This window comes from Arthrobacter ipis (assembly GCF_014694315.1).
Taxonomy (GTDB): domain Bacteria; phylum Actinomycetota; class Actinomycetes; order Actinomycetales; family Micrococcaceae; genus Arthrobacter; species Arthrobacter ipis.
Genome location: NZ_JAAOXD010000004.1, coordinates 415,697 through 426,890, shown reverse-complemented (window position 1 = coordinate 426,890; position 11,194 = coordinate 415,697). Strand labels below are relative to the sequence as shown.

The 11,194-nt window shown below is 66.4% G+C and carries 9 protein-coding genes, 1 tRNA gene and 1 pseudogene; 7 read left to right on the top strand and 4 right to left on the bottom strand.

Annotation, left to right across the window (positions count from 1 at the left end):
• Positions 1-2 precede the first annotated feature (2 nt).
• The 4 genes from G9E11_RS13960 (at position 3) to G9E11_RS13945 (ending at position 4,894) form a co-directional block, all read left to right on the top strand.
• On the top strand, positions 3-950 hold the full coding sequence (locus G9E11_RS13960) for a metallophosphoesterase (RefSeq protein WP_190606658.1): 948 nt from the start codon (positions 3-5) through the stop codon (positions 948-950).
• Between the two features lie 94 nt (positions 951-1,044).
• Positions 1,045-2,862 carry an ABC transporter ATP-binding protein gene (locus G9E11_RS13955; RefSeq protein ID WP_190606656.1) on the top strand — a complete coding sequence of 606 codons (1,818 nt, stop codon included), beginning with the start codon at positions 1,045-1,047 and terminating at the stop codon, positions 2,860-2,862.
• Positions 2,859-4,733 carry an ABC transporter ATP-binding protein gene (locus tag G9E11_RS13950; RefSeq protein ID WP_190606654.1) on the top strand — a complete coding sequence of 625 codons (1,875 nt, stop codon included), beginning with the start codon at positions 2,859-2,861 and terminating at the stop codon, positions 4,731-4,733. The genes G9E11_RS13955 and G9E11_RS13950 overlap by 4 nt, the downstream gene beginning before the upstream one ends.
• A gap of 84 nt (positions 4,734-4,817) precedes the next feature.
• Positions 4,818-4,894: transfer RNA gene (locus G9E11_RS13945), tRNA-Pro, on the top strand.
• A gap of 142 nt (positions 4,895-5,036) precedes the next feature.
• Here G9E11_RS13945 and G9E11_RS13940 read toward each other — a convergent pair.
• Positions 5,037-5,390 (bottom strand): hypothetical protein, encoded by a 354-nt coding sequence (locus G9E11_RS13940; protein WP_190606652.1) that lies wholly within the window; start codon positions 5,388-5,390, stop codon positions 5,037-5,039.
• A 115-nt stretch (positions 5,391-5,505) separates the two neighbouring features.
• Positions 5,506-5,739 (bottom strand): hypothetical protein, encoded by a 234-nt coding sequence (locus tag G9E11_RS13935; protein WP_111902091.1) that lies wholly within the window; start codon positions 5,737-5,739, stop codon positions 5,506-5,508.
• 133 nt (positions 5,740-5,872) lie between these two features.
• On the opposite strand from G9E11_RS13935, the gene G9E11_RS13930 reads away from it, so the two are divergent.
• Positions 5,873-7,135, top strand: coding sequence for a helix-turn-helix domain-containing protein (locus G9E11_RS13930; protein WP_190606650.1), 1,263 nt, complete (start codon positions 5,873-5,875; stop codon positions 7,133-7,135).
• Between the two features lie 110 nt (positions 7,136-7,245).
• Positions 7,246-8,214 (top strand): IS481 family transposase, encoded by a 969-nt coding sequence (locus G9E11_RS13925; protein ID WP_190606648.1) that lies wholly within the window; start codon positions 7,246-7,248, stop codon positions 8,212-8,214.
• Between the two features lie 68 nt (positions 8,215-8,282).
• On the opposite strand, the gene G9E11_RS13920 is transcribed toward G9E11_RS13925, so the two are convergent.
• Positions 8,283-9,221, bottom strand: coding sequence for a phosphoribosylaminoimidazolesuccinocarboxamide synthase (locus G9E11_RS13920; protein WP_190606646.1), 939 nt, complete (start codon positions 9,219-9,221; stop codon positions 8,283-8,285).
• A 3-nt stretch (positions 9,222-9,224) separates the two neighbouring features.
• Positions 9,225-10,556, bottom strand: a complete 1,332-nt coding sequence (purD, locus tag G9E11_RS13915) for a phosphoribosylamine--glycine ligase (protein WP_190607092.1) — start codon at positions 10,554-10,556, stop codon at positions 9,225-9,227.
• A gap of 105 nt (positions 10,557-10,661) precedes the next feature.
• On the opposite strand from purD, the pseudogene G9E11_RS20785 reads away from it, so the two are divergent.
• Positions 10,662-11,194 (top strand): annotated as a pseudogene (locus G9E11_RS20785) (molybdopterin-dependent oxidoreductase); the annotation flags it as partial.

Here is an 11,194-nt window from a genome sequence, read left to right as displayed (position 1 = left end):
CCGTGACTGACCTTTCACAGGTGGCGAGCCGCGTCCGCAGCATCGGGCGCGGCTTTGCCGTCACCGCAGGCGCCGGAACCGCGGCCGCCCTGGCCGCCACAGCATACGGGCTCTGGGAAAAGAACCAGTTCGTCCTCCGCGAGGAGACCGTCCCGATCCTTCCGGCGGGCAGAGAACCCTTCCGGATCCTGCACCTGAGCGACATCCACTTCGTTCCGGGCCAGAAGGCCAAGGCGGAGTGGCTGCAGTCGCTGGCGGCGCTCAGGCCGGACCTGGTGGTCAACACGGGTGACAATCTCAGCCACCCCAAGGCCGTGGATCCGCTGCTCAACGCGCTGGCACCGCTCATGGACTTCCCGGGCGTTTTTGTTCCAGGCTCCAATGACTATTACGCGCCGAAGCTGAAAAACCCGGCCCGCTACCTGTTGGGCCCCTCCAAGGCAGCACCCGACCGGGAGGAACTTGACTGGCCCCGTCTGCGGTCCGGCTTCGGAATGGGCGGCTGGATCGACCTGACCAACCGGCAACAGTCCATCGTCCTCAACGGCATGCGGTTCGATTTCTCGGGCGTGGATGATCCGCACCTCAACCGTGAACGGTACGCCGGCTGGCCCCGCGGCACCCGGGGCCAGAACGCCAAGGACCACCTTCGCGTCGCCGTCATCCATGCCCCCTACCAGCGGGTCCTGGACCACTTCACCGAGGACGGCGCGGACCTTCTCCTGGCCGGCCACACGCATGGCGGCCAGCTGTGCATCCCGGGGTACGGCGCCGTCGTCGCGAACTGCGACATCCCCACCTGGCGGGCCAAGGGCCTCAACGACTGGAGCAGCAACGGGCGTACGACGCCGGTCAACGTCTCGGGCGGAATCGGCACCTCGCGCTTTGCGCCGGTCCGCATCGCCTGCAAGCCCGAGGCCGTCCTGCTGACGCTCACCCCCCGCGCCTGACGGGCTACCTGTGAAGGGTGCCACCCATGGCATAGGGTAGTTGCTACGGGAAACTACACCAGAGCCTTCACACAGTTGAGTTCAAGAAGCGGGCATGGCCAAGCAGAGTTCATTTTTTCGATCCGTCAGCCGTCTCTATCCGCACGTGAAGCCGGTCCTGCCGCGCCTGTTCCTGGGCCTGCTCTCGGCGCTCCTGGCCAGTGTGGTTGCCCTTGCCATCCCGCAGGTGCTGCGCGGGCTCATCAACGATTCACTCGGGCCCGGTGCCACCGTGGAAGCGGTGTGGGGCTCGGCTGGCCTCATTTTGGCCCTGGGCGTTGCCGAAGCCGTGCTGGTTGCCCTCCGCCGCACGTTCGTGATCAACCCGGCCACCACCGTGGAGACCAGGATGAGGGTCTCGCTCTACGGCCACCTGCAGGACCTTCCCGTCTCCTTCCATGACCGCTGGGGTTCGGGCCAGCTGCTTTCCCGCGCCATGACGGACCTCAACTTCATCCGGCGCTGGATGGCATTCGGGGCCATCATGCTGGTGGTTACCACCCTGACGGTGGTGATCGGCGTCATCGTCATGTTCACCATGAGCTGGCAGCTTGCCCTGATCTTCCTGGCCGCAGCAGGACCCGTGATGGTCTACGGTTTCCGGTTCCGGACCCGCTTCAGCAAGGTTGCCCGGCGCAGCCAGGACCAGGCCGGCGATCTCGCCACCACGGTTGAAGAGTCCGTCCACGGCATCCGCGTCCTGAAGGCCTTCGGCCGCAGCCGCGAAGCGCTGGAAACCTTCAACGGCCAGGCCGAGGAACTGCGCCAGACGGAGATTGCCAAAGCCCGGCACCAGGCCGTCTTCAGCATGGTGGTGACGCTCCTGCCCGAGTTGGCGCTGGGCGCGGGCCTGGTCACCGGAATCATGCTCGCAGCCAGCGGCCAGCTCAGCATCGGCTCCCTCGTGGCCTTCTTCGCCACCGCCGCCGTTATCGCCGCGCCCGTCGAGTTCTCCGGCATGCTGCTGGCCATGGCCCTGACGGCGAAAACCGCGCTGGACCGGCACTTCGAGGTCATGGATTCCCAAAACACCATCACCGGCCCGGCCGACCCCCGCCGCCCGGCCGACGTCAAAGGCGCGCTGAGCTTCAACAACGTAACGTTCGCCTTCGACGACGCCCCGGACAAACCGGTGCTGGAGGACGTCCGGCTGGACATCTGTCCCGGCGAAACGATGGCGTTGGTGGGCATCACCGGCAGCGGCAAGAGTGCCCTGTTGCAGCTGGTGCCACGGCTCTACGACGTCACGGCGGGTTCCATAGAGCTCGACGGCGTGGACCTGCGGGAGTTCAGCGTCGAGGAACTCCGCACCCTGGTGGCTGTGGCCTTCGAGGACACCACCCTGTTCTCCAGCTCGGTGCGCGACAACGTGCTGCTCGGCGTCGTGTCCGAAGACACCGACACCCGAGAAAAAATCCTTGCCGAGGCCCTGGACACGGCACAGGCACACTTCGCTTACTCGCTGCCCGAGGGACTGGACACCCTCATCGGCGAGGAGGGCCTCAGCCTGTCCGGCGGCCAGCGCCAGCGCCTCGCCCTGGCCCGGGCCATCGCAGCCGCGCCCGCCGTCCTGGTCCTGGACGATCCCCTCTCCGCCCTGGACGTGAACACGGAGGAGCTCGTGGAAAACCGGCTGCGGGAGGTGCTGGCCGGCACCACGACACTGATCGTCGCCCACCGACCGTCCACCGTGGCGCTCGCCGACCGGGTGGCGCTGCTGGAGGACGGCCACATCGCCGCCGTCGGAACACATGCCGAACTGCTGGCCGGCAACGGCCACTACCGTCACGTGATCGCGAGCCTGGAAACGGAGCCCCGCGACCTGGACTCCGAGCTGTCGGCCCTCGACGACGCCGAGGAAGTCAGCCGGTGAGCAACACAGCCTTCGGTACCGCCAATGAGGACAACGCCAACCTGAGCAAGAGCGACAGCAAGGCAGTGCGACGCCGGTCGCTCGCCCTGCTGGGGTCGCTCATCCGGCCCGTGCGGCTGCGGTTCTGGCTCACCATCGCCACGGTGGTCCTGTCACAGGCGGCCAGGGTGGCCGGACCGGCGCTGATCGCCTTCGGCATCGACCACGCGTTGCCCGCCCTCCGCGCGGGCAACAGCCTTCCGCTGGTGCTGGCCGGCGTCGCCTACCTCATCGCGGCGCTGGCGGCGGCCGGGCTCACCGCCCTGTACGTAACGTCGACGGCGGCACTCAGCCAAGCCATGCTGCTGGACCTGCGGCTGTGGGTGTTCCGCCATACCCAGCGGCTCAGCCTTGAATTCCACGAGAAGTACACCTCGGGACGGATCATCGCCCGGCAGACCTCGGACCTGGAGGCGCTGCGCGAACTTCTGGACTCGGGAGTCAGCTCGCTCGCCTCGGGACTGCTGTTCATGCTGTTCACCGCCGTGACTGTCTTTGCCCTCGACTGGCGCAGCGGACTGGTGGTGCTGGCCGCGGCCGTCCCCATGTTCTTTCTGGCGCGCTGGTACCAGAAGCACTCACAGATGGCGTTCCGGCAGTCCCGGGTGGTCTCGGCCCGGCTCATCGTGCACTTCATCGAGACCATGACCGGCATCCGCGCGGTTAAGGCCTTCCGCAAGGAACGCGAAAACGCCGGCCGCTACGGCGAACTTGCCGAGGACTACCGGCGGGCGACCGTCCGCTCCATCAACCTGAACGGCGTCTTCCAGCCCGGACTGGTGCTGATCGGCAACGTCTGTGTTGCCGCAGTGCTGCTGTTCGGCGGCTTCCGGGTGCTGACCGGTGACCTGGCCGTGGGCGTACTGCTGGCCCTGATGCTCTCGACAAAGCGCTTCTTCCAGCCCGTGGACCAGATGGCCATGTTCTACAACTCGTTCCAAAGCGCTCAGGCCGCGCTGGAGAAGGTCTCGGGCCTGCTCGAGGAGGTGCCCACGGTGCGCCCGCCGCGGAACGCGGTGGAACTCCGCGACGCCCGCGGCGCCGTCGAATTCCGGAACGTTGAGTTCCGCTACGGCACCGGGCCACTCATCATCCCCACACTGAACCTCGCCATTCCGGCCGGCCAGACCGTGGCGCTGGTGGGGCAGACCGGGGCGGGCAAGTCCACACTGGCCAAGCTGATTGCCCGCTTTTATGACGTGTCCGCCGGTTCCGTGATGCTCGACGGCGTGGACGTCCGGCAACTGGCCACCGCGGACCTGCGGCGGAACATTGTGATGGTGACGCAAGAGGCCTTCCTGTTCAGCGGCTCGGTGGCGGACAACATCGCCCTGGGCCGGCCGGAGGCACCGCGCGAGGAGATCGAGGCGGCCGCGAAGGCCGTGGGTGCGCACGAGTTCATCATGGAGCTCCCCGAGGGATACGACACCGACGTCAACAAGCGCGGCGGCCGGGTCTCCGCGGGCCAGCGCCAATTGATCAGCTTCGCGCGCGCGTTCCTTGCCCGGCCGGCGGTCCTGATCCTGGACGAGGCGACATCCTCGCTGGACATCCCGTCCGAGCGGCTCGTGCAGAGCGGCCTGGCCGGGCTCCTGCGCGGAACGGACGGCACCGGCCCGGCAGCCGACAGTCCGGCCGCCGACGGAACGTCCCGCCGAACCGCCCGCACGGCGCTGATCATCGCGCATCGGCTGTCGACCGTGGAGACGGCGGACAGGGTGCTCGTGGTCCATGACGGACAGGTGGTGGAAGACGGAACCCCGGACGAACTGATCGGTGGCAACGGCCGCTTCGCCCGCCTGCACAGCGCCTGGAAGGACTCGCTGGTCTGAGCCACCGCGGTCCGTCCGGACCCCGATTTCGCATGTTGGCCCAGTATCGGATATTCTTGTTCAGTTGCTTTCACAGCAACGGATCGGGATGTAGCGCAGCTTGGTAGCGCGCTTCGTTCGGGACGAAGAGGTCGCAGGTTCAAATCCTGTCATCCCGACCACAAGGCAAGAGGGTCTCCCCCAGGGGAGGCCCTCTTTCTGTTTCTTCACGCACGGCTCACGCGGACCCAACTGGGTAGCAGCAGAGGGGGTTCCCAGCGCTGGGAACGCCCACAACTGCTACTTAGTTGGGTCCGTGCGGGCTTAGTTTCCGCCCAGGTTCTGGTTGTGGATGTTCTGCGTCGCCTGCCCGTCGCCCAGCAGGGGGATCCTCGGCCGGCGGGACCCGTCGTCCGCCAGGTAGTCGCCCCGGGTGTCGTAGCTTTGGACCCGGTTCAGGTAGCGGTGGCGCAGACGCAGGCCGACGGCGAAAAGCACCAATGACTCCAGCAGCGCCGCAATGCCGATCATCCCCCAAACGAAAGTCCCGGCATCGGCCGTTCCCCTGAACACCTCCACCACGGCTGCTCCGGCAGCGGCTGCCACAATCAGTGACGTGCCGGCGATGGTCCAGAGGAAGAAGGCCCGCTGCAGGCCCCCGGCTACTTTCCGTGTCATGGTCCCCACTACTTAAAGACGGCTGCTGTTCCTGGCAAGAAAAACATTTTGAAAGAAAACGGCCCCGGAACATGATGTGCGCATGTTCCGGGACCGTTTCCCTCATGGAAGCTGTTTACATGGGATCGGGCCAGTTGCCAATGGTGGTCTTCGACACCATGGGATCAGGCCAATTGCCGATAGTGGTCGTGTTCACGTCCTTGACGCGCATCGGATCCGGCCAGTTGCCAATGGCAACCGAGGTGCCCGCGTTGTCCGCGATCGAGCCTGCAGACAGAACGGCGGGAGCCGCAGCAGAAAATGCGAGGGCCCCCGCCAAAACGGCGGCGGCTGCTATCTTCTTCAACATGTGAGAGTTCCTCAATACGAGTCGGATTCGTTACCAAGTCAGCACAGTCCTTGTTGACATACATTGTAAAATGTTGTCCACAGAGGGTGTCAAGCATTCTGTACAAAGGCTGTCCGGAATAGGAGGAACCCCAGTGGGTAACGGATTCGGGGAGAAGCTCCGCGCTGAGCGGCTGGAGCGCGGACTGACCCAGGCCGAGCTGGGCAGGGATCTGTACTCCCCCAGCTACATTTCCCTGCTGGAAACCGGCCGGCGGGAACCCACAGCCGACGTCATCGAAGAGCTCGCCCGCAGGCTGGAGCTCGCGCCCAAGGCGCTCGAAGCGTGGAGCCAGCCCATCTCAGTCAGCGATGCCGAATACGTGCTGGCCGGCCTCTATGCCCGGCAGGCCTGGGACCTGCGCGACTACGGCCTCGCGGCCGAACACGCCGCCAACGCCGCCCGGATCGCCCTCGACGGCAAGAACACCAGCGCCTGGTGGAACATGACCTACATGCAGGCTGAGTGCCTCATGAAGCAGGGCCAGCTCAAGGAATGCCAGAAGATCATGGAGCACCTGTCCGAGCATCCCATGGCCACCGAGTCGGCCGGCCTGGGTGTCCGGGCGCGCCAGATGCTTGCCGCCCTGTGCCACGGGCAGGGCCAGCTGGGCGCCGCCGTCGAACACGCCGAGAAGGCGGTGGAGCTGTGCGCGCAGCTGCCCAAGGGCTCAACACTGATCATCGGGGCGCTCCGCGCGCTGATCGGGGCACTGGCCGAGAGTGGCCGGCTCGACGAGGCGTGGAAGTACTGCGAGGACATGAATGAGCAGATGGACGAGCATTCAATGTCCCAGCTCGCGGGCGAGGTGGCATGGGTGATCGGCAATGTCGCGTTCATGCGGCACGACTACCCGGAGGGCATCAAGCACCACGAGCGGGCGGCGAAGCTGCTCTCCCCCGCCAACGACATTGAGCTGTGGGCCCGCTTCAACAAGGCGTCAGCTGCCGTCCGCCTCTCCTCCGGAATCGTTGAGCCAGAGACCCTGTCCGCCATTGAACGCGCCGAACTCGCGCTGTCCATCGTCGGCGGGAACAAGACGGACCAGCTGGAAGTCGCGTTCATCCGCGCCCGCTGGCTGTACCTCACCGGCGATATCGTGGCCGCCGTCCAGAAACTCCGCGACATCCACGCCGAACGCAAGGACCTGGCCAAGCATACGGCTGGCGAGGTTTCGCTGCTTCTCGGCAAATCGCTGAAGGCTGCGGGCGAAGGAGATGAGGCGCTGGTGCACCTGGAGGAGGCGCAGAAGGAATTCAGTGCCGCCGGCGCGCAGGACCGGGTCCAGCAGGCCCTCGATGCCGTGCTGGAGATCAGGCTCGCCCAGCGCCGTGCAGCGGCGGCCGAAGCCAGCTAGCTGTATTGACCACGGACGTTAGTGACGCTCGGCGTGGTTCGGTGACATGAAGAAGACCTCCGGGTGGAGTGGGGCTTGTCTAGAGTCCAATTCCACGTACGGAGGTCTTCATGTCCCACCCTAACGCTCTTCTGACGCCTCGTGGCCGGCTGCAGCTCGCGCAGTGTGTCGTTGACCAGTGTTGGAGTCTGCGCCGGGCCGCCGAACGGTTCCAGGTTTCGGTTCCGACCGCTGCGCGCTGGGCCAAGCGCTACCGCGAGCATGGGCCGGAAGCAATGGAGGACCGCTCCAGCCGCCCGCACTCTTCGCCCCGGCGGACTGCAACGCGTACCGAGCGGCGGATCAACGCCCTGCGTGTGAACCGCCGGTGGGGCCCTGCCAGGATCGGTTATCTGCTGGGCATCCACCCCTCCACCGTCCACCGTGTGCTGTCCCGCTACCGGCTGGCGAAACTGACCTGGCTCGATCGCGGCACCGGAAGAGTGATCCGCCGCTACGAACACGACAAGCCCGGGGACCTGATCCACGTCGACATCAAAAAGCTCGGCCGTATCCCCAACGGCGGCGGGCACCGGGTCCTGGGCAGGACCGCTGGATGGAAGAACAAGACCGGCACCACGGCCAATCGGCGCCCTGGATACCACTACGTCCACAACGCCGTCGATGACCACTCACGCCTTGCTTACACCGAGATCCTTACCGACGAGACAAAGGAAACAGCGGCGGGCTTCTGGAAGCGGGCCAATGCCTGGTTCAACGCCCACGGAATCACCGTCCAGCGCGTCCTGACCGATAACGGAAACTGCTACCGGTCCCACGCTTTCGCCGAAGCCCTGGGCCCGGACATCAAGCACAAACGCACCCGCCCCTACCGGCCACAAACCAACGGCAAGGTCGAACGGTTTAACCGCACCATGCTCGAAGAATGGGCCTACAGTCGTCCCTACCGCTCAGAGGCCGAGCGTGTTGCCGCTTTCCCCGACTGGCTCCACACCTATAATCACCATCGAGCCCACACTGCCCTCAAAGGTCAGACACCGGCCAGCCGCGTCACCAACCTCTCAGGTCAATACAGCTAGCAGGCACAGCGCAAAAGCATCAGGCGCCCCTGGAACAGTCCCGGGGCGCCTGACGCTTCTTGAAAGCGCTAGCTGAACGTGCGGCCGGTCAGCTTCTCGTAGGCCTCGATGTAGCGGGCCCGGGTGCGGTCCACGATGTCCGCGGGCAGCGCCGGCGGCGGCGTGTCGGAGGCCTTGTCCCAGCCGGATTCGGCGGATGTCAGCCAGTCCCGGACGAACTGCTTGTCGAAGGAGGGCTGCGCCTTGCCGGGCTCGTACGTGGCGGCGTCCCAGAACCGGGACGAGTCCGGCGTCAGGACCTCGTCGCCCAGAGTGATGGCCCCGTTCACGACGTCGTAGCCGAACTCCACCTTGGTGTCGGCCAGGATGATGCCCCGCTCACGGGCGATCCCCTCTGCCTTGGTGTAGATGCTCAGCGTCAGTTCGCTCAGGCGTGCGGCAATGTCGTCGCCCACGATGGACGCGACGGCGTCGTAGGAGATGTTTTCGTCGTGCTCCCCCACCTCGGCCTTGGCCGACGGGGTAAAGATGGCGTGCTCCAGCCGGGAGCCGTCCACCAGGCCTTCCGGCAGCGGGATCTCGCAGACGGTGCCGGACTGCCGGTACTCCACGAGGCCGGAGCCGGTGAGGTAGCCGCGGGCGATGCATTCCACCGGGAACATTTCCAGCTTCTTGCAGATCATGGCGCGGCCCTCGACCGCTGCGGGCACGCCGTCCTCCACCGTGGACGCCAGGACGTGGTGTTCCACATCCAACTGGTCGAACCACCAGAGGCTCAGCTGGGTCAGGATGCGTCCCTTGTCCGGGATTTCGCTGCTGAGCACGTGGTCATAGGCGCTGATGCGGTCAGTGGCGACCACCAGCACGCATTCCTGCCCGAACTGCTCGTTGATGGAGTCACTGGCGGGGACGTACAGGTCGCGGACCTTGCCCGAGTAGACGTGCTTCCAGCCGGGCAGCTCCGCGTGGGCGGTGTCCAGGCCGCGGGTGTTGTCCTGTTCAGCCACCGGTTACACCTTATCTTCCGAAGCGGAGCCGGCCTGGGCAGCCGACGGGGCGGCGACGGCGGACGACACCTTGATTTCGCCGCGTGCGGCCTTGCCTGCGATGTCCGTGCGGAACTGGGCACCTTCCAGCTGAACCAGCTCCACGCCGTCGTACGCCCTTTCCCGTGCCTCCACGAGGTCGGATCCGAGCGCCACCACGGCCAGCACGCGGCCGCCGGCGGAGATCACCTTGCCCTCGTCGTCGAGCTTGGTTCCGGCGTGGATCACGTGGACACCGTCCAGCTCATCAACCTTCTTAAGGCCGCGGATGCGGTCACCCGTCCGCGGCGTATCGGGGTAGTTTTCAGAGGCGACGACGACGGCGACTGCCGTGTCCTTGGACCAGCGCAGCTCTTCTGCCTGGTCCAGTTCGCCCTTGGCGGCTGACAGGAGCAGGGAACCGAGGGGCGTCTTGAGCCGTGCGAGCACGGCCTGGGTTTCGGGGTCGCCGAAGCGGACGTTGAATTCGATGACGCGCGTGCCGCGCTTTGTCAGCGCCAGGCCGACGAACAGCACGCCCACGAACGGGGTGCCGCGCCGGGCCATCTCGTCCACTGTGGGCTGGGCGATGCGGTCGATGACCTCCTGGACAAGGCCGTCAGGAGCCCAGTCGAGCGGGGTGTACGCGCCCATACCGCCGGTGTTGGGGCCTTCATCGTTGTCGTAGATGCGCTTGAAGTCCTGCGCCGGCGACAGCGCGACGGTGTTGCGGCCATCGCACAGGACGAACACGGAGACCTCGGGGCCGTCCAGGAACTCCTCGATGACCACGGTTCCGCCGGCGTCGAAGCAGCTCTGGGCGTGGGCCAGGGCGTCGTCCCGGTCGTTGGTGACCACCACGCCCTTGCCTGCGGCGAGACCGTCGTCCTTGACGACGTAGGGTGCGCCGAAGGTGTCCAGCGCCGCGGCTGCCTCGTCAGCGTTGGCAGCCACGAGCGCCATAGCCGTCGGAACGCCGGCTTCGGCCATGACCTGCTTCGCGTAGGCCTTGGAGGCCTCGAGTTGGGCGGCGTCCTTGCTGGGCCCGAACACCGGGATTCCGGCGTCGCGCACGGCGTCTGACACACCGGCCGCAAGGGGAGCTTCGGGGCCAACGACCACAAGGTCGACGTCGAGCCGGGTGGCCAGCGCCGCCACCGCGTCCGGATCGTTCCCGTTGATGGCGTGCGTGGGGACGAGCTTGCTGATGCCGGCGTTGCCGGGAGCCGCGTGGACTTCGGAAACGTTGGGGTCGGCAAGGAGGGAGCGGACAATGGCGTGTTCGCGGCCGCCGGGGCCGATGACGAGTACCTTCACAGTCTCCAAGGGTACTTTGTGCACCGTGCTGGCTCCTAAGCTGTGACTGGCACCCAGTTGAGGCCGGCGGACAATCCGGGCAGCCCGCCGCTACGAACCAATGTCATGAAGAAGCTCATGAGGTGGTTCAGTGGACCGGCCGCGTTGGCGGCCCTGGCAGGGGTGGCTGCCGCCGCCGTCGTACTTTCCGTTGCGGAACTGGCGGGGGCGTTCTTTACCGCCCGCGCCACTCCCCTGTTTGCCCTGGGTTCGACGTTCATCGACTTCACGCCGCCATGGCTGAAGGACTTCGCGATTGCGACGTTCGGCACCAACGACAAGGCCGCGCTCTTCGCCGGGATGGCCCTGACAATTTTCGTGCTGGCGTGCGTGCTGGGCGTGGTGGCCTACCGGAGATGGGCGCTGGGCGCGGCCGGCGTGCTGTTGATGGGCGCGGTGATCGTGGCCAGCGTGGTGACCCGCGCGGGCGTCAGGCCGTTGGACGCCGTGCCCTCGCTCCTTGGAACCGCGGCCGGGCTGATCGTGCTGCGGCAGCTGGTGTCGCGGCTGTGGCGGCTGCAGGCATTTCCGGTTTCTCCAGCCGATGTGGCAGCCAAGGAGCCGGAGCGCCCGGCCACCTCCCGGCGGGCCTTCTTCGC